Source organism: Pseudomonas xionganensis (assembly GCF_009763245.1).
GTDB classification, from domain to species: Bacteria; Pseudomonadota; Gammaproteobacteria; order Pseudomonadales; family Pseudomonadaceae; genus Aquipseudomonas; species Aquipseudomonas xionganensis.
Genome location: NZ_WKJZ01000001.1, coordinates 16040 through 33928, shown reverse-complemented (window position 1 = coordinate 33928; position 17889 = coordinate 16040). Strand labels below are relative to the sequence as shown.

The following is a 17889-nucleotide window of genomic DNA, read 5'->3' as shown; positions in this document are numbered from 1 at the left end:
TATCCGGGCTTCCTGCGCGCCATGCCCTGAGGCCGCACGCCTCTCGATGGGCTTGAAAAGATGCTGGATAATAAAGCATGACCCGCGCAACGGCTAGCGCCGTCGGAGACCCTTGTAATGCCTGATCAAGATATACGCCTGCAACAGCTCGAAGAGTGGTTGAACCCTAAGCTGCCGGCGTTGTTCGCCGCCCGTGGCTGGGGCGCTGTGCCTGTGGCCAGCCTGACAGCGGCCAGCAGCGATGCCAGTTTCCGCCGTTATTTCCGCTGGCAGGGGGGCGCGCACAGCCTGATTGTGATGGACGCGCCACCACCCCGGGAGAACTGCCAGCCCTTTGTGCAGGTCGCCGCCTTGCTGGCCGAAGCCGGTCTCAATGTGCCGCAGATTCTGGCCGCCGATCTTGAGCGAGGCTTTTTGCTGCTCAATGATCTGGGCCGGCAGACCTACCTGGATGTGATCAACGCAGACAACGCCGATGCGCTGTTTGCCGACGCCCTCAAGGCCTTGCTGGCCTTCCAGCAACTGCCCATGACCGCGCCGCTGCCCAGTTATGACGACGCGCTGTTGCGCCGCGAGTTGCAGTTGTTCCCCGAGTGGTATGTGCAGCGCCACCTGGGTGTGCAATTGACCGAAACGCAGCAGGCGCGCTGGCAGCGGGTCAGCCAGTTGCTGATCAATAGCGCCCTGGCGCAGCCCAAGGTGTTGGTGCACCGGGACTATATGCCGCGCAATCTGATGCTCAGCCAGCCCAACCCCGGGGTGCTGGATTTTCAGGATGCGGTCTACGGCCCGGTTACCTATGACGTTACCTGCCTGTTCAAGGACGCTTTTCTCAGCTGGCCCGAAGCCCGTGTGCAGGGCTGGTTGCGCCAGTACTGGGAGCAGGCACGCGAGCTGGGTATCCCGGTGCAGGCCGAACTGGAGGACTTTTTGCGCGCCAGTGATCTGATGGGCGTGCAGCGCCACCTCAAGGTGATCGGCATCTTTGCCCGTATCTGCCACCGCGATGGCAAGCCGCGCTACCTGGGTGATGTGCCGCGCTTCTTTGCCTATATAGATGAAGTGCTGGCGCGTCGGCCTGAGCTGGCCGAACTGGGACAGTTGCTGGCCGAGCTGCGTGAGCAGGCCGGGGTGCCGGCATGAAGGCCATGATCCTGGCTGCCGGTAAGGGCGAGCGCCTGCGCCCTCTGACCCTGCATACGCCCAAGCCGCTGGTGCGCGCTGGCGGTGTGCCGCTGATCGAGTATCACCTGCAGGGGCTGCGGGCAGCCGGCTTTAGCGAGGTGGTGATTAACCATGCCTGGTTGGGCCAGCAGATCGAGGAGCATCTGGGTGACGGCGCGCAGTTCGGCTTGAGCATCCGTTACTCGGCAGAGGGCGAGCCGCTGGAAACCGGTGGCGGCATCTTCCAGGCGCTGCCGCTGCTGGGGGATCAGCCTTTCGCCCTGATCAATGGCGATATCTTTACCGACTACCCCTTTGCCGAGTTGCGCCGGCCGCTCAAGGGCCTGGCCCATCTGGTGCTGGTGGATAACCCCGAGCATCACCAGATCGGCGATTTTGCCCTGGCCGACGGGCAGGTCACCGATGCCCGAGAAGGTCAGCCGAGCCTGACCTATAGCGGTATTGCCGTGCTTTCGCCGGCCCTGTTTGCCGGCTGCCAGCCAGGCGCCTTTAAGCTGGCACCGCTGCTGCGCCGGGCCATGGCCGAGGGCTTGGTAAGCGGCGAGCGCTATGCCGGCTGCTGGATCGATGTCGGCACCCATGAACGGTTGGCCCAGGTCGAGCGTCTGCTGGAGGCTGGGCGCTAGATGCTCTGGCCGGTTACCTTGCTTGGCGCGGCGGCGGGCTTGGCCGTGGCCAGCATTCCCGGGGCCCTGCTCGGTGGCTTGCTGGGGCAGGTGCTGGACCGACGCCTGGGCTTGAACTCCTGGGCAGAGCTGCGTGAGCGCCTGGGCGGTCGGGCGATGCCGGGTGAGGATGAACTGCTGTTTATCCTGCTGGGGCGTCTGGCCAAGTGCGAAGGGCGCGTGCTGCCGGTGCATATCCAGCAGGCGCGTGCCGAGATGCAGCGCCTGGGCCTGGACAGCGACGGGCAGCGTGCGGCCATCGCCGCCTTCAACCGTGGCAAGACCGGCAGTGACCGCTTGCGAGGTTTGCTGCGTCGGCAGCGCGGTCAGGCCGAAACCCTGCTGCGCGCCGGCTGGCGTATGGCCTGGGTCGATGGCCAGATCAGCCGTAACGAGCGTGAACTGCTGCTGCTCTGGGGCAAATGGCTGGACGTGCCGCAAGCTCGCCAGGAGGAGTGGCAGGCCGCCTATGGGCCAAGGCAGAAGGCTCCGGTCAGCACCGCAAGCGCCAGCTATCAGCAGGCCCTGCGCTTGCTCGGCGTGGCCGAAGGCAGCGACCCGGCACAGATCAAACGTGCCTATCGACGCCTGCTCAGTCGCCATCATCCGGACAAACTGGCCGGCAGTGGTGCCAGCCCCGAGCGGGTACGTGAGGCCACCGAGCGCACCCGGGAGTTGCATCAGGCCTATGATCTATTGCGTCAGCGTCACGGCTTTCGCTAGTAAGCCTCAGGTTGGTGTGGTCTGCGCTATTTGTCCTGCACTTGCAGGCTGAGCCAGCCGCGGATGCGGCGATATAGTTGTTCCTGTTCGGTTTCGCGATTACCCGGCAGCGCCTTCATGGCGATCTGGATATAGGTTGCATGCTGCTGGCGCTTGCTCGCCTGCATGCGCCGGCTGGCCGCCTGGCGTTCAGGCAACTGATCCTTGTAGTAGAAGTCGCCGGTAGGCAGTTTCAGCGTCGGGATCAGCTCATCCAGCGGCGGGCCGTAACCGCTGGGCAGGCTGACGGAGACCAGCAGCAGATGACGGACGTTCGCGGGTTGGCGTTCACTCAGATAGCGGGCCGCCCAATAGGCGCCGCTGCCATGACCGAGTAGCACAATGCTCGGTGCCTGCTGTTGCTCGGCCAGGGCAATGGCTGCCTCGATACGGGCCATCACCCGCTTGCCGTGGGCTTCGCGGCGCGCCTCGGGCGTTTGCGGGGTGGCTGTCGGCGCTGGGGCATCGGCCAGCTGCTGCTCGGTTTCATCGGCCGCTTCGGGGGCGGGTGTTTCTTCACCGGACGGGGTGCCCTCTTCTGTCGCGTCTGTCTCGGGGGCCTCTTCAGCGGCGCTGAACTCTGTCTCGGCCTGGCGCACGGGTGGCGCCTCGCTATTGGCATCGGGCAGCGTCACGCTCAGACTGTGCCAGCCGCCATCGGGCAGTTTGCGTCTGAGGGGGCCAATGACCTGCGGCCAGTCGGCACTCTCGTTGTCTCCCGGTAGCAGGATCACCGCGCCTTTGGCTTCGCCGCTATTGGCTGGCAGCCACAGGGCGAGAAAGTCTTCTTCGGCGGCCTGCAGCTGCTGTTGCTCCTTGAGTTCCAGCTGGCGCTGCAATGCCCGGGTGTCCAGCTCGCTGCGCTCAGGCAGGGGCACACGCTCTATGCTGGGTGTCTCGTCCGGCGACTCCGCGTTGCTGGCCGCCGGGTCAGTGGCGGCGGCAGCTTCCGGGCTGTCTTCGGCCCAGCCAGGGCGGGCCAGGATGCAGAGCAGCAGGCAGGCAAGCAATGGACGCGCAAGGCGGGGCATGGAGATGTCCTCAATAGAGCCGTGTCCTGAGCCTAATGCCTGCAAGTGTCTTTGTCAGGTTGATCCTAGTCATACCCGCGCGTGATTCGTTTAAGTTAGCGTCAGGCCATGCTGGCCAGTCATCGGGAGTACCCGGCAGTGTTGCGAATTTTACTGGTGTTGCTGTGTTGGCCCCTGCTGGCCTGGGCAGAACCGGCCGCCTTGCCGTTGCGCCCGGCCTATACGGGTGAGCAGCAGGCCTGGCTCAGGGCCCATCCGCAGCTGCGGGTGGGCCTGATCATGCAGGCGCCCTGGGCGCAGTTCGATCGTCGCCAGCAGCTGCTTTCCGGGGCCAATGTCGAGCTGATGACCCGTCTGCTGCAAGCCATGCAGGTGGAGCCGCAGTGGCTGCGCTTTAGCGAACAGGCCGAACTGGAAGCGGCCCTGGCTCGTGGTGAAGTGGACCTGGCCCCGGGGCTGCAGCAGACCCCGGCGGGACTCCGGCGCTGGCGCTACTCCGACCCCTATATGCGCGTGCCGCAGCTGGTGGTGGGGGAGCGTCGCGGCAGCAGTGCGGTGGATCTGGATCGCCTCGGCCGGGATGACAAGGTGGCCGTGCGTGGCCCGGGGCCGACCTTCGAATACCTGCGCAATACCCATGGCAATCTGCTGCTGCAGACCGTGGCCAATGAGCGTGCAGCCCTCGATCTGCTGTTGAGCCAGGAGGTCAGCTACGCGGTGGTGGACGAGGCGCGCCTGAGCCTGTTGCTGCGCGAGCCGCAGTTCGCCGGCCTGAGCATTGTCGGTGATATCGGCCTGCCGCAGCTGCTGCGCATCGCCAGCCGGCGGGATGAACCGCTGCTGGCCGATATCGTGCGGACCACTCTGCAGGCCATGCCGGCACGGGAGCTGGATCGCCTGCAGAGTACCTGGTTCCCGCTCAATACCCGGGGCCTTGGCAACCCGCTGGCGTTCTGGAAGGGCCTGAGTCTACTGCTGGTGCTGGGACTGGGCGGCACGGCCCTGAGCCTGGCCTATCTGCGTCGTCAGCGCCGCTTTCTGGAGCGCCAGTTGAGCGAGGCGCGCGGCGTGCTCAGTCAGCGCGAGGAGGCCGAGCAGGCCCTGCGCCTCAGTCAGTTCTCCATCGACCACAGCACCGTCGGCATTCTCTGGGTCAACTGGGACAGCCACCTGCGCTATGCCAATCTGGCCGCCGAACGGATGCTCGGTTATGCCCCGGGCGCCCTGGTCGACCTGCCTTTGCAACGTCTGCAGCCGGGGATGACCATGCAGCGCTGGCTGGATCTGTGGCGCCAGGCCCGTGGCGGCAATGAGGCCCTGCCCGGTTTTGAAGTGGACTGCCTGCGCGCCGATGGCAGCAGTCTGCCAGTGGCCTTGTCCCTGAGCTTTCTGCGCTTTGGCCTGAGCGAGTACCTGGTGGTGTTTGTCACCGATATCACCGAGCGGCGCCGCGCCCAGGCCGCTTTGGAGGAAAGCGAGGCCCGGCTCAAGGGCATTGCCGGCAATGTGCCGGGGCTGGTGTTCCGCCTGGAGCGGGCAGGCGTCGGCCAGGTGGTGGATTTTGCCTATATCAGCGAGGCCAGCCTGGAGCTGGTGGGCTGGCCAGCGGCCGAGTTGCAGCGGCGCGAGCGCGGTATTCGCAGCCTGGTGCACCCGCAGGATCAGGAGGCTTATGAGCGCTCCCAGGCGCTGGCGCTGGACAAGGATCGCGACTGGTACTGGCAGGGCCGTATCCTCACCCGCGCGGGCGAGCTGCGCTGGGCCGATATCAAGGCCACCGCCCGCAGCCTGGGCGAGGGGCGGGTGGTCTGGGACGGCATCGTCTGGGACATCACCGAGAACAAGCAGGTGGAACTGGAGCTGGCCGACTCCCGCGCCCGCCTGCGCGAGCTGGCCGCCCACCTGGAAAGCGTGCGCGAGGAGGAGAAGGCGCGTATCGCCCGCGAGGTGCACGACGAGCTGGGCCAGGTGCTCACCGTGCTCAAGCTGGAAACCGCCATGTGCGAGCTGGCCTTCGCCGGTCAGGTCGAGGGCCTGGATGAGCGCCTGGCCAGCATGAAGAAGCTGATCGCCAATCTGTTCCAGCTGGTGCGTGACGTGGCCACTGCCCTGCGCCCGCCGATCCTGGATGCCGGCATCGCCTCGGCCATCGAATGGCAGGTGCGCCGCTTCGAGGCGCGCACGCAGATCCCCTGCCTGGTGGAGGTGCCGGACAACCTGCCGGCGCTCAGCGACGCCAAGGCCATTGGCCTGTTCCGTATCCTGCAGGAGGCCCTGACCAACGTGATGCGCCATGCCGGCGCCCACAGCGTCCAGGTCTACCTGCGGGTCGAGGCGGGCGAGTTGTGCCTGTGGGTGATTGATGACGGCAAGGGCTTCGACCCGGCTCAGCGCAAGGCCGGGCAATCCTTCGGCCTGGTCGGCATGCAGGAACGCATCTTTATGCTCGGTGGCCAGTTGCAGATTGACAGTCAGCCGGGCGAGGGGACTACCCTGACGGCTCGCGTGACCCTGGATACGGAGGAAGTAGCGTGATTCGAGTGGTGGTAGCCGAAGATCACACCATCGTGCGTGAAGGCATCAAGCAGCTGATCGGCATGGCCCGGGACCTTGAGGTGGCCGGCGAGGCGAGCAATGGCGAGCAGCTGCTGGAGACCCTGCGCAAGGTCGAATGCGACGTGGTGCTGCTGGATATCTCCATGCCCGGGGTCAACGGCCTGGAAGCCATCCCGCGGATTCGTGCCCTGGCCAGGCCACCGGCGATTCTGGTGCTGTCCATGCACGACGAGGCGCAGATGGCTGCCCGCGCCCTCAAGGTCGGCGCCGCCGGCTACGCCACCAAGGACAGCGACCCGGCCCTGCTGGTCACGGCGATCCGCAAGGTGGCTGGCGGCGGGCGCTATATCGACCCGGAGCTGGCCGACCGCATGGTCTTCGAGGTGGGTCTGACCGACTCGCGGCCGCCCCACGCCCAGCTGTCCGAGCGCGAGTTCTCGGTGTTCGAGCGTCTGGTGCGCGGCGAGGGCGTCAACGATATCGCCCTGCATCTGGCGGTCAGCAATAAGACCGTGAGCACCCACAAGGCGCGCCTGATGCAGAAACTCGGCCTGCATTCGGTGGCCGATCTGGTGCGCTATGCCATGGAGCACAAGCTGCTCTGAGAACCTGTTGACGATCTGCTGCGCGTCGGCCCTGCTGCGTTAAAAACAGGCTCGAAATGCTCATGTACAAAAGTACACTCCGCGTTCTCGCCTCTTTTTGCCTTGCATAGCTCTAGCTCGCGAGATCGTAAACACGTTCCCAAACCGTGCCTGCAGGGTATTTGCTATTGCCTTGCAGAGTGTCTGCGAGTTGCCGCACGCGGCCTTTGCCCTGTTTTGTGGCGGCCGATTCTCTGTAGGGATTGCCCTACAAAAACTTCTCCCCTTGCCTGATAACAGGTTGTCATCCCGCCCGATTCTGTCGCCCGCATAACCCTCCTAGTCTTGTGCCATCAGCGTGCAGACAACAACAAAAGGTGTGGCGATGAGTGGGTCTCAGGCAAACGATGTATTGGTCAGCTTTCGTGGCGTGCAGAAGAGCTATGACGGCGAGAATCTGATCGTCAAGGATCTCAATCTGGATATCCGCAAGGGTGAGTTCCTTACCCTGCTGGGTCCTTCCGGTTCGGGCAAGACCACCAGCCTGATGATGCTGGCCGGTTTCGAGACCCCTACCGCCGGCGAGATTCTTCTCGACGGGCGCTCCCTCAACCGCCTGCCGCCGCACAAACGCGATATCGGCATGGTGTTCCAGAACTATGCCCTGTTCCCCCATATGACCGTGGCCGAGAACCTGGCCTTCCCCCTCAGCGTGCGCGGCCTGTCGCGTACCGACAGCGCCGAGCGGGTGAAGAAGGCGCTGGCCATGGTCCAGCTGGACAGCTTCCGCAACCGTTATCCGGGCCAGCTTTCCGGCGGCCAGCAGCAGCGTGTGGCCCTGGCCCGTGCCCTGGTCTTCGAGCCGCAGCTGGTGCTGATGGACGAACCCCTGGGTGCCCTGGACAAGCAGCTGCGCGAGCATATGCAGATGGAGATCAAGCACCTGCACCAGCGCCTGGGCGTGACCGTGGTCTATGTCACCCACGACCAGGGCGAAGCCCTGACCATGTCCGACCGTGTCGCGGTGTTCCATCAGGGCGAGATCCAACAGATCGCCGACCCGCGCACCCTCTACGAGCATCCCAGCAACACCTTCGTCGCCAACTTTATCGGCGAGAACAACCGCATCAGCGGCCAGCTGCTCAGTCGCGACGGCGAGCGCTGCGTGATCGGCCTGGCCCGTGGCGAGCAGGTCGAGGCCCTGGCGGTGAATGTCGGCGAAGTCGGTGAGCCGGTGACTCTGTCGATCCGCCCCGAGCGGGTGCGCCTCAATGGCCACAGCGAAAACTGCCGCAACCGCTTCTCCGGGCGGGTGGCCGAATTTATCTACCTGGGCGACCACGTGCGTATCCGCATGGAGGTCTGCGGCAAGGAAGATTTCTATATCAAGCAACCCGTGGCCGAACTGGACCCAGCCCTTGGCGTGGGTGACCTGGTGCCGCTGGGCTGGCATGTCGAGCATGCCCGCGCCCTGGATCCGCTACAGCCGGACTGAGTGACAACAACTGACCCAAGTGACACAGAGGAGATTACAACAATGATGAAATCCCTGAAACTCGCGGCACTGGCCGCCGGCGTGGCCTGTGCAATGCCGGCGCTGGCGGTGGACCTCACCGCCATTTCCTTCGGCGGCGCCAGCAAGGAAGCGCAGATCAAGGCCTTCTACAGCCCCTTCGAAGAGGCCACCGGCAACAAGATTCTGGCCGGCGAATACAACGGTGAAATGGCCCGCATCAAGGCCATGGTCGACACCAACAGCGTCAGCTGGAACCTGGTGGAAGTGGAGTCCCCGGAGCTCGCCCGTGGCTGCGACGAGGGCCTGTTCGAGCCGCTCGATCCGGCCATGTTCGGCGACCCCGCCGAGTTTATCGACGGCGCCATCCAGCCCTGCGGCGTGGGCTTCTTCGTCTGGTCCACGGTACTGGCCTACAACGCCGACAAGCTGAGCAGCGCGCCCAGCGGCTGGGCCGATTTCTGGGACGTGGAGAAATTCCCCGGCAAGCGCGGCCTGCGCAAGGGCGCCAAGTACACCCTGGAATTTGCCCTGATGGCCGATGGTGTGGCACCCAACGAAGTCTACGAAGTGCTGGCCACCCGCGAGGGCGTGGACCGTGCCTTCCGCAAGCTCGATGAGCTCAAGCCGCATATCCAGTGGTGGGAAGCCGGCGCCCAGCCGCCGCAGTACCTGGCCTCCGGCGACGTGGTGATGAGCTCGGCCTACAACGGTCGCATCGCTGCCGTGCAGGCGGAAAGCAACCTGCAGGTGGTATGGAACGGCGGTATCTATGACTTCGACTCCTGGGCCATCCCCACCGGGGCGAAGAACCAGGAACTGGCCAAGGAGTTTATCGCCTTCTCCGTGCAGCCCGAGGCGCAGAAGGTGTTCGCCGAGAACATCGCCTATGGCCCGGCACGCAAGCAGGCCATCGATCTGCTGGCCCCCGAGCGCCTCAACGTGATGCCCACCACCCCGGAAAACATCAAGGGCCAGGTGGCCATCGACGTGGTGTTCTGGGCCGACTACGGCGAGCAGCTGGAACAGCGCTTTAACGCCTGGGCCGCTCGCTAAGACCTGGCTGCAGCCCACCGGCTGCAGCCCGCTTTACCCATCGCGTTGTCCGGTTTCCGTGTCGGTACGGACAGCGCGACCCTAATTCCAAGCCGCCTCAAGCGGCATCTGCCTGCGGAGTTGTTCATGGCCAGTGTCCTGTCCGCCACCGATAACGCGTTGCCCGGCCCCAGCCTCAAGCAGAAGCTGGCCCGCGCCGAGCGTGTCAATCGCCTCAAGTCCAAGGCACTGATCCTGCCGCTGGTGGTCTTTCTCCTGCTGACCTTTATCGTGCCCATCGTGGCGCTGTTGTGGCGCAGCGTGGACAACCCCGAGGTGGTCAGCAGCCTGCCGCAGACCGTGGCGGCCATCGAGGCCTGGGACGGTCGCGGCCTGCCCGATGAGGCGGTCTATCGCGCCATGGCCCTGGAGATCAACGAGGCTCGTCAGCAACGCGCCCTGGGTGATCTGTCCAAGCGCCTGAACATGGAGCAGGCCGGTTTCCGCAGCCTGATCAACAGCACCGCGCGCAAGCTGCCGTTTGCCAGCGAGCCGGCTTCCTACAAGGCCGCCCTGGAGCAGCTGGACGAGCGCTGGGGCGACCCGGCCTACTGGCAGGTGATCCGCCGCAACACCAGCAGCATCACCCCCTACTACCTGCTGGCAGCGCTGGATCATCGCATCGACGACCTCGGCGAGCTGGCCCGCGCCACCCCGGATCAGGCCATCTACCTGGATATCTTCGCCCGCACCTTCTGGATGAGCCTGGTGATCACCGCCATCTGCCTGGTACTGGCCTACCCCCTGGCCTACCTGCTGGCCAATCTGCCGACCCGGCAGAGCAACCTGCTGATGATCCTGGTGTTGCTGCCGTTCTGGACCTCGATCCTGGTGCGGGTGGCGGCCTGGATCGTGCTGCTGCAGTCCGGTGGCCTGATCAACAGCGCACTGATGTCCGTCGGCATCATCGACGAGCCCATGCAGCTGGTGTTCAACCGCAGCGGCGTCTATATCGCCATGGTCCACATCATGCTGCCGTTCATGATTCTGCCGATCTACAGCGTGATGAAGGGCATCTCGCCCACCTATATGCGCGCCGCCGTGTCCCTGGGTTGTCATCCGTTCGCCAGCTTCTGGCGGGTGTACTTCCCGCAGACCCTGGCCGGGGTCGGGGCCGGCTGCCTGCTGGTGTTTATCCTGTCGATTGGCTACTACATCACCCCGGCGCTGCTGGGCAGCCCCAACGATCAGATGATCAGCTACTTCGTTGCCTTCTACACCAACAGCTCGATCAACTGGGGCATGGCCACCGCCCTCGGCGGCCTGCTGCTGGCCGCCACCCTGGTGCTCTATGTGGTGTACAGCTGGCTGGTCGGCGCCAGCAAATTGCGCTTGGCCTAAAAAGCAGCCTGCGTAGCAGGCCTCTGATATCCCTCTCCCCCAACCCCTCTCCCACAGGTGGGAGAGGGGAGCCAAAAGCTCAAGTGGAGTAAGCCGTTATGCTCAGCCCCTATATGTCACCCATTGAACGCATCTGGCACTACAGCCTGCGCACCCTCTGCGCGCTGGTGCTGCTGTTTCTGATCCTGCCGGTGCTGGTGATCATTCCGCTGTCGTTCAACTCCGGCAGCTTTCTGGTCTACCCGCTGCAGGGCTTTTCCCTGCGTTGGTATGAAGACTTCTTTATGTCCGCCGACTGGATGCGCTCGCTGAAAAACAGCCTGATCATCGCCCCGGCCGCCACCGCTCTGGCCATGGTGTTCGGCACCCTGGCGGCCATCGGTCTGACCCGCGGCGAGTTCCGTGGCAAGGCCCTGGTGATGAGCCTGCTGATTTCGCCCATGGTGGTGCCGGTGGTGATCGTCGGGGTGGCCAGTTACCTGTTCTTCGCCCCCCTGGGCCTGGGCAACAGCTACCTGTCGCTGATCCTGGTGCATGCGGTGCTCGGCGTGCCCTTCGTGATCATCACCGTGTCCGCGACCCTGCAGGGCTTCAATTACAACCTGGTACGCGCCGCCGCCAGCCTGGGCGCCTCGCCGCTGACCACCTTCCGCCGGGTGACCCTGCCGCTGATCGCGCCGGGGGTGATCAGCGGGGCGCTGTTTGCCTTTGCCACCTCGTTCGACGAAGTGGTGGTGACCCTGTTCCTCGCCGGCCCCGAGCAGACCACCCTGCCACGGCAGATGTTCAGCGGCATCCGCGAGAACCTGTCGCCGACCATCGCCGCCGCCGCGACCCTGCTGATCGGTTTCTCCATCCTCCTGCTGCTGACCCTGGAGTGGCTGCGCGGCCGTAGCGAGAAGCTGCGCACCCAGCAGCCGTCCTGAACCACCCAGAACAAGAGAGCCCCATGAGCCTGCAATTGAATGATCCCAGCCTGCTGCGCCAGCAGGCCTATGTGAACGGCCAGTGGTGCGAGGCCGACAGCGGCGCGCGCACCGAAATCCGCAACCCGGCCACCGACGAGCTGATCGGCAGCGTGCCGAATATGGGCCGCGCGGAAACCCGCCGCGCCATCGAGGCCGCACAAGCCGCCCAGCCGGCCTGGCGCGCGCTGACCGCCAAGGAGCGGGTGGGCAAGCTGCGCCGTTGGTACGAGCTGATCCTGGCCAACCAGGAAGACCTGGCGCGGATCATGACCGCTGAGCAGGGCAAGCCCCTGGCCGAAGCCCGTGGCGAAATCGCCTATGCCGCCTCCTTTATCGAGTGGTTCGCCGAAGAAGCCAAGCGCGCCTATGGCGATGTGATCCCCGGCCACGCCACGGACAAGCGCATCCTGGTGCAGAAGGAGCCGGTGGGTGTTACCGCCGCCATCACCCCGTGGAACTTCCCCAGCGCCATGATCACCCGCAAGGCCGGCCCCGCGCTGGCCGTGGGCTGCGCCATGGTGCTCAAGCCGGCGCCGCAGACGCCGTTCTCGGCCCTGGCCCTGGCCGCACTGGCCGAGCGCGCCGGCATTCCGGCTGGCTTGCTCAGCGTGATTACGGCGGACGTGGACGCCAGCCGCGAAGTGGGCGGCGAGCTGTGCGACAACCCCATCGTGCGCAAGCTGAGCTTTACCGGCTCCACGGGCGTGGGCATCAAGCTGATGCAGCAGTGTGCACCGAGCCTGAAAAAACTCTCGCTGGAACTGGGCGGCAACGCGCCCTTTATCGTCTTCGACGACGCCGATCTGGATGCGGCGGTGGAAGGGGCGATCATCTCCAAATACCGCAACGCCGGGCAGACCTGCGTGTGCGCCAACCGCCTCTATGTGCAGGACGGCGTGTATGACGCCTTCGCCGAAAAACTGCAGGCGGCGGTGGCCAGGCTCAAGGTCGGCAACGGCATGCACGAGGGCATCACCACCGGTCCGCTGATCAATGCCGAGGCGGTGGCCAAGGTGCAGCGCCATCTGCATGACGCCCTGGAAAAGGGTGCAACCCTGCTGGCCGGTGGCAACAGCCTGGGCGGCAATTTCTTCGAGCCGACCATCGTCAGCGGCGTCACTGCGGATATGGCCGTGGCCCGCGAGGAAACCTTCGGCCCGCTGGCGCCGCTGTTCCGCTTCGAGGACGAGGCCGAGGTGATCCGTCAGGCCAACGACACCGAGTTCGGCCTGGCCGCCTACTTCTACGCCCGCGACCTGGGCCGGGTATTTCGCGTGGCCGAGGCCCTGGAATACGGCATGGTCGGCATCAACACCGGAGTGATCTCCACCGAGGTGGCGCCCTTTGGCGGTATGAAGTCCTCCGGCCTGGGCCGTGAAGGTTCGAAATATGGATTGGACGAATACCTGGAGATCAAATATCTCTGTATGGGTATCTAGGCCCGCCACATAACCCGTAGGAGCCAGCTTGCTGGCGATGCTTTTGCTCTACAGAGATCGCCAGCAAGCTGGCTCCTACAGAAGCAGACATTCCGCAAGATAGCGGCGAATGAGGACCTTATGAGCAAGACCAACGAATCCCTGATGCAACGCCGCAACGCCGCCGTACCACGCGGCGTCGGCCAGATCCACCCGATCTTCGCCGACAAGGCCGAGAACGCCACCGTCACCGACGTCGAAGGCCGCGAATTTATCGACTTTGCCGGTGGTATCGCCGTACTCAACACCGGCCACCTGCACCCGAAGATCATCGCTGCCGTGCAGGAGCAGCTGGGCAAGCTGACCCACACCTGTTTCCAGGTACTGGCCTACGAGCCCTATGTAGAGCTGGCCGAGAAGGTCGCCGCCCGCGTACCGGGTGACTTCGCCAAGAAGACCCTGCTGGTCACCACCGGCTCCGAAGCCGTGGAAAACGCGGTGAAGATCGCCCGCGCCGCCACCGGCCGCGCCGGTGTGATCGCCTTCACCGGCGGCTACCACGGCCGCACCATGATGACCCTGAGCCTGACCGGCAAGGTCAATCCCTATTCCGCCGGTATGGGCCTGATGCCCGGCGGCGTGTACCGCGCCCAGTACCCCTGTGAACTGCACGGCGTCAGCGTCGATGACGCCATGGCCAGCATCGAGCGCGTGTTCAAGAACGACGCCGAGCCCCGCGATATCGCCGCCATCATCATCGAGCCGGTGCAGGGCGAGGGTGGTTTCTATGTCGCGCCCAAGGAATTTATGCAGCGCCTGCGCGCCCTGTGTGACCAGCACGGCATCCTGCTGATCGCCGACGAAGTGCAGACCGGCGCCGGCCGTACCGGCACCTTCTTCGCCATGGAGCAGATGGGCGTCGCCGCCGACCTGACCACCTTCGCCAAATCCATCGCCGGCGGCTTCCCGGTGGCTGGCGTATGCGGCAAGGCCGAGTATATGGACGCCATCGCCCCGGGTGGCCTGGGCGGCACCTATGCCGGCAGCCCGATCGCCTGCGCCGCGGCTCTGGCGGTGATGGAAGTGTTCGAGGAAGAGAAACTGCTGGACCGCTGCAAGGCGGTCGGCGAGCGCTTGGTCACTGGCCTGAAAGCCATCCAGGCCAAGCACAAGGCCATCGGTGATGTGCGCGCCCTGGGCGCCATGATCGCGGTGGAGCTGTTCGAGAACGGCGACCTGCACAAGCCCAACGCCGCCCTGACCGGCCAGATCGTCGCCAAGGCCCGCGACAAGGGCCTGATCCTGCTGTCCTGCGGTACCTACGGCAACGTGCTGCGCATCCTGGTGCCGCTGACCGCGCCGGACGCCCAGCTGGACCGTGGCCTGGCCATCATTGCCGAGTGCTTTGACGAGCTGGCATAAGCGCAACGGCTGTATGGAAAACCCGCTTCGGCGGGTTTTCTTGTAGCGGCGACCTCGTAGGGTGGATGACGCTTCACCCATCCACCAACTCCCATGGTGGATGAAAAAAGCGTCATCCACCCTACGCGCTGCGGCATATCCGCCTGCCGACCATCGTCCCAGCGACGATTCAGAATGCCCTCGGTTACAATGCGCCCCTTTCGTGAATGCCACCGAGGTGCGCCATGCAACCCTTCGCCATTGCTCCGTCGATCCTCTCCGCCGATTTCGCCCGCCTGGGTGAGGAGGTGGACAAGGTCCTCGCCGCCGGCGCCGATATCGTCCACTTCGATGTAATGGACAATCACTACGTACCCAATCTCACCATCGGCCCGATGGTCTGCGCGGCGCTGCGCAAATATGGCATCACCGCGCCCATCGACGCGCACCTGATGGTCAAGCCGGTGGACCGCATCATTGGCGACTTTATCGAGGCCGGTGCCACGTACATCACCTTTCACCCGGAAGCGTCTGAGCATATCGACCGCTCGCTGCAGTTGATCCGTGATGGCGGCTGCAAGGCCGGCCTGGTGTTCAATCCGGCCACCCCGCTGGACGTGCTCAAGCACGTGATGGACAAGGTCGACATGATCCTGCTGATGAGCGTCAACCCGGGCTTTGGCGGGCAGAAGTTTATTCCCCACACCCTGGAAAAACTCAAGGAAGCCCGCGCCCTGATCGACGCCAGCGGCCGCGAGATTCGTCTGGAGATCGACGGCGGGGTCAATGTGCAGAATATCCGCGAGATCGCCGCCGCCGGGGCCGACACCTTTGTTGCCGGCTCGGCCATCTTCAACCAGCCGGACTACAAGGCTGTGATCGACGCCATGCGCGCCGAACTGGCCCAGGTGCGCTGATGACCGCGCTGGAGCGCCTGTTCACCGGGCGCCTGCCGCGTCTGGTGATGTTCGACCTGGATGGCACCCTGGTGGACTCGGTGCCGGACCTGGCCGCGGCCATCGACCGCACCCTGGTGCTGCTCGGCCAGCCGCCGGCCGGTATCGAGCAGGTGCGCGACTGGGTCGGCAACGGCGCCCGGGTGCTGGTGCGCCGCGCCCTGGCCGGTGGCCTGGCCCATGAGCATATCGACGAGGCGCGGGCCGAGCAGGCCCTGGAGCTGTTTATGCAGTGCTACGCCGAGGGCCATGAGCTGACCTGCGTCTACCCCGGCGTGCGCGAGTGCCTGGACTGGCTCTACGGCCAGGGCATCGAACTGGCCATCGTCACCAACAAGCCGGAGCGTTTCGTCGCCCCGCTGCTGGATGAAAAAGGCCTGGGTGGCTACTTCCGCTGGATCATCGGCGGCGACACCCTGCCCCAGCAGAAGCCCGACCCGGCGGCGCTGCTGCATGTGCTGCGTCTGGCCCAGGTCGAGGCGAGCGACGCGCTGTTTGTCGGCGACTCGCGCAACGACGTGCAGGCGGCGCGGGCGGCCGGCGTCACCTGCGCAGCCTTGAACTACGGCTACAACCATGGCCGGCCGATTGCCGAGGAAAACCCGGCGCTGCTGCTGGAGAACCTGCTCGACTTGCTGCGGGTACAGGGGCAAGACAGTGCGGAAGGCTGCGTCTGGCCCCATCAGCAGGCTTTGCCGGGCCTGGCGGGTTGATTCGGCGCAGGCCCTGCGCTAGTGTGGCTCCACTTCAATCCCGCCTGAATTAAGAGAGCTTCGTGGTGGTTAGCTGCATGCGCCGGTCGACCCGCACCGACATGAGAATCATCAAGGCCCTGGCCCGTTGGCGCTGGCGCCTCTGACCTGATCCTGGCCGCTACGGCGGCGCGCCTGCACTCGACCGTTTAAACCTCAAGCCACGAGGCTGATCATGACCCGCGAAGAATTCCTGCGTTTGGCCGCTGCCGGCTATAACCGCATTCCTGTTGCCTGCGAAACCCTGGTGGATTTCGACACCCCGCTGTCCATCTACCTGAAGCTGGCCGACGAGGCCAATACCTACCTGCTCGAATCCGTGCAGGGCGGCGAGAAATGGGGGCGTTACTCCATTATCGGCCTGCCGGCGCGCACCGTGCTGCGCGCCTATGGTCACGAGGTAACGGTCAGCGTGGATGGCGTCGAGGTTGAGCGCCATCAGTGCGAGGACCCGCTGGCCTTTGTCGAGCAGTTCAAGGAACGCTACAAGGTGCCGACCCTGCCGGGTCTGCCGCGCTTCAATGGCGGCCTGGTGGGTTACTTCGGTTACGACAGCGTGCGCTATGTCGAGCCCAAGCTGGCCAAGGGCGTAAACCCGGATGCCCTGGGCACGCCGGATATCCTGCTGATGGTCTCCGATGCGGTGGTGGTGTTCGACAACCTGGCGGGCAAGATGCACGCCATCGTTCTGGTCGATCCCGCCGATGAAGGTGCGCTGGAACAGGGCCGGGCGCGCTTGCAGGAGATTTTGCACAAGCTGCGCCAGCCCATCACCCCGCGTCTGGGCGTGGATCTGGCCGCGGCCAGTGGCCCGGAGCCGGATTTCGTCTCCAGCTTCAAGCGCGATGACTACGAGAATGCGGTCAAGGCGATCAAGGAGTACATCCTTGCCGGCGACTGCATGCAGGTGGTGATCTCCCAGCGCATGTCGATCCCGTTCAAGGCTGCACCGATTGATCTGTACCGCGCCCTGCGCTGCATCAACCCGACGCCCTATATGTACTTCTTCAACTTCGGCGACTTCCATGTGGTCGGCAGCTCGCCGGAGGTGCTGGTGCGCCTGGAAGATGGCCTGGTCACGGTGCGGCCGATTGCCGGCACCCGCCCGCGCGGCGCCACCGAGGAGGCCGACCTGGCCCTGGAAGAGGACCTGCTGTCGGACGCCAAGGAAGTCGCCGAGCACCTGATGCTGATCGACCTGGGCCGCAACGACGTGGGTCGGGTGGCCAGCACCGGCAGCGTCAAGCTCACCGAGAAGATGGTGATCGAGCGCTACTCCAACGTCATGCATATCGTCTCCAACGTCACCGGCCAGCTGAAGGAAGGCCTGACGGCGATGGACGCCCTGCGCGCCATTCTGCCCGCCGGCACCCTGTCCGGCGCGCCGAAGATTCGCGCCATGGAAATCATCGATGAGCTGGAGCCGGTCAAGCGCGGCGTCTATGGCGGCGCGGTGGGTTACCTGGCCTGGAACGGCAATATGGATACCGCCATCGCCATCCGCACGGCCGTCATCAAGGACGGCGAGCTGCATGTGCAGGCTGGTGCCGGCATCGTCGCCGACTCGGTGCCGGCCCTGGAATGGGAAGAAACCCTGAACAAGCGTCGCGCCATGTTCCGCGCCGTTGCCCTCGCCGAACAGACTGCCGAATAAGGGGTTGT

The 17889-nt window shown here is 64.9% G+C and carries 15 protein-coding genes; 14 read left to right on the top strand and 1 reads right to left on the bottom strand.

Going from position 1 to position 17889, the window contains the following annotated elements; all coding sequences use genetic code 11:
- The first annotated feature begins 117 nt into the window (after window positions 1-117).
- From GJV18_RS00165 to GJV18_RS00155, 3 genes are read left to right on the top strand one after another with little or no spacing between them, the layout of a single operon-like run.
- On the top strand, window positions 118-1143 hold the full coding sequence (locus GJV18_RS00165; protein ID WP_160342708.1) for an aminoglycoside phosphotransferase family protein: 1026 nt from the start codon (window positions 118-120) through the stop codon (window positions 1141-1143).
- Window positions 1140-1811 (top strand): N-acetylmuramate alpha-1-phosphate uridylyltransferase MurU, encoded by a 672-nt coding sequence (murU, locus tag GJV18_RS00160; protein ID WP_160342707.1) that lies wholly within the window; start codon window positions 1140-1142, stop codon window positions 1809-1811. The genes GJV18_RS00165 and murU overlap by 4 nt, the downstream gene beginning before the upstream one ends.
- A complete protein-coding gene (locus GJV18_RS00155; protein ID WP_160342706.1) occupies window positions 1812-2573 on the top strand; it encodes a DnaJ domain-containing protein in 762 nt (253 codons plus the stop codon). It abuts the gene before it with no gap.
- A gap of 26 nt (window positions 2574-2599) precedes the next feature.
- Here the strand turns inward: GJV18_RS00155 and GJV18_RS00150 are convergent, their stop codons facing one another.
- A complete protein-coding gene (locus tag GJV18_RS00150) occupies window positions 2600-3643 on the bottom strand; it encodes an alpha/beta hydrolase family protein (RefSeq protein WP_160342705.1) in 1044 nt (347 codons plus the stop codon).
- Window positions 3644-3751: 108 nt separating this feature from the next.
- Here GJV18_RS00150 and GJV18_RS00145 point away from each other — a divergent pair, with 108 nt between their 5' ends.
- The 11 genes from GJV18_RS00145 to trpE all read left to right on the top strand — a co-directional run bounded on the left by GJV18_RS00145 (window position 3752) and on the right by trpE (window position 17881).
- Window positions 3752-6178 (top strand): PAS domain-containing sensor histidine kinase, encoded by a 2427-nt coding sequence (locus GJV18_RS00145; RefSeq protein ID WP_160342704.1) that lies wholly within the window; start codon window positions 3752-3754, stop codon window positions 6176-6178.
- Window positions 6175-6804: a response regulator gene (locus tag GJV18_RS00140; protein ID WP_160342703.1), complete on the top strand. Its 630-nt coding sequence runs from the start codon at window positions 6175-6177 to the stop codon at window positions 6802-6804. The genes GJV18_RS00145 and GJV18_RS00140 overlap by 4 nt, the downstream gene beginning before the upstream one ends.
- 364 nt (window positions 6805-7168) lie before the next feature.
- Complete coding sequence (locus GJV18_RS00135; RefSeq protein ID WP_160342702.1) at window positions 7169-8278, top strand: ABC transporter ATP-binding protein; 1110 nt, start codon at window positions 7169-7171, stop codon at window positions 8276-8278.
- A gap of 42 nt (window positions 8279-8320) precedes the next feature.
- Window positions 8321-9352 (top strand): ABC transporter substrate-binding protein, encoded by a 1032-nt coding sequence (locus GJV18_RS00130; RefSeq protein WP_160342701.1) that lies wholly within the window; start codon window positions 8321-8323, stop codon window positions 9350-9352.
- A 126-nt stretch (window positions 9353-9478) separates the two neighbouring features.
- Entirely contained in the window at window positions 9479-10732 is a 1254-nt protein-coding gene (locus GJV18_RS00125; protein WP_160342700.1) for an ABC transporter permease, read from the top strand.
- A gap of 98 nt (window positions 10733-10830) precedes the next feature.
- Window positions 10831-11658 (top strand): ABC transporter permease, encoded by an 828-nt coding sequence (locus GJV18_RS00120; protein WP_160342699.1) that lies wholly within the window; start codon window positions 10831-10833, stop codon window positions 11656-11658.
- Window positions 11659-11687: 29 nt separating this feature from the next.
- Entirely contained in the window at window positions 11688-13139 is a 1452-nt protein-coding gene (gene gabD, locus GJV18_RS00115) for an NADP-dependent succinate-semialdehyde dehydrogenase (RefSeq protein ID WP_160345902.1), read from the top strand.
- 120 nt (window positions 13140-13259) lie between these two features.
- Entirely contained in the window at window positions 13260-14540 is a 1281-nt protein-coding gene (gabT, locus tag GJV18_RS00110; protein WP_160342698.1) for a 4-aminobutyrate--2-oxoglutarate transaminase, read from the top strand.
- 224 nt (window positions 14541-14764) lie between these two features.
- Window positions 14765-15436 (top strand): ribulose-phosphate 3-epimerase, encoded by a 672-nt coding sequence (gene rpe, locus GJV18_RS00105; RefSeq protein ID WP_160342697.1) that lies wholly within the window; start codon window positions 14765-14767, stop codon window positions 15434-15436.
- Window positions 15436-16188, top strand: a complete 753-nt coding sequence (locus GJV18_RS00100; protein ID WP_160342696.1) for a phosphoglycolate phosphatase — start codon at window positions 15436-15438, stop codon at window positions 16186-16188. Before rpe ends, GJV18_RS00100 begins: the two co-directional genes overlap by 1 nt.
- A 214-nt stretch (window positions 16189-16402) precedes the next feature.
- Window positions 16403-17881, top strand: a complete 1479-nt coding sequence (gene trpE, locus GJV18_RS00095) for an anthranilate synthase component I (protein WP_160342695.1) — start codon at window positions 16403-16405, stop codon at window positions 17879-17881.
- Window positions 17882-17889 lie beyond the last annotated feature (8 nt).

Excerpts from the sequence above, each read along its gene's own strand:
- GJV18_RS00165 (WP_160342708.1), top strand. The coding sequence starts at position 118 with ATGCCTGATCAAGATATACGCCTGCAACAGCTCGAAGAGTGGTTGAAC.
- murU (WP_160342707.1), top strand. The coding sequence starts at position 1,140 with ATGAAGGCCATGATCCTGGCTGCCGGTAAGGGCGAGCGCCTGCGCCCT.
- GJV18_RS00155 (WP_160342706.1), top strand. The coding sequence starts at position 1,812 with ATGCTCTGGCCGGTTACCTTGCTTGGCGCGGCGGCGGGCTTGGCCGTG.
- GJV18_RS00150 (WP_160342705.1), bottom strand. The coding sequence starts at position 3,643 with ATGCCCCGCCTTGCGCGTCCATTGCTTGCCTGCCTGCTGCTCTGCATC.
- GJV18_RS00145 (WP_160342704.1), top strand. The coding sequence starts at position 3,752 with ATGCTGGCCAGTCATCGGGAGTACCCGGCAGTGTTGCGAATTTTACTG.
- GJV18_RS00135 (WP_160342702.1), top strand. The coding sequence starts at position 7,169 with ATGAGTGGGTCTCAGGCAAACGATGTATTGGTCAGCTTTCGTGGCGTG.
- GJV18_RS00130 (WP_160342701.1), top strand. The coding sequence starts at position 8,321 with ATGATGAAATCCCTGAAACTCGCGGCACTGGCCGCCGGCGTGGCCTGT.
- GJV18_RS00125 (WP_160342700.1), top strand. The coding sequence starts at position 9,479 with ATGGCCAGTGTCCTGTCCGCCACCGATAACGCGTTGCCCGGCCCCAGC.
- GJV18_RS00120 (WP_160342699.1), top strand. The coding sequence starts at position 10,831 with ATGCTCAGCCCCTATATGTCACCCATTGAACGCATCTGGCACTACAGC.
- gabT (WP_160342698.1), top strand. The coding sequence starts at position 13,260 with ATGAGCAAGACCAACGAATCCCTGATGCAACGCCGCAACGCCGCCGTA.
- rpe (WP_160342697.1), top strand. The coding sequence starts at position 14,765 with ATGCAACCCTTCGCCATTGCTCCGTCGATCCTCTCCGCCGATTTCGCC.
- GJV18_RS00100 (WP_160342696.1), top strand. The coding sequence starts at position 15,436 with ATGACCGCGCTGGAGCGCCTGTTCACCGGGCGCCTGCCGCGTCTGGTG.
- trpE (WP_160342695.1), top strand. The coding sequence starts at position 16,403 with ATGACCCGCGAAGAATTCCTGCGTTTGGCCGCTGCCGGCTATAACCGC.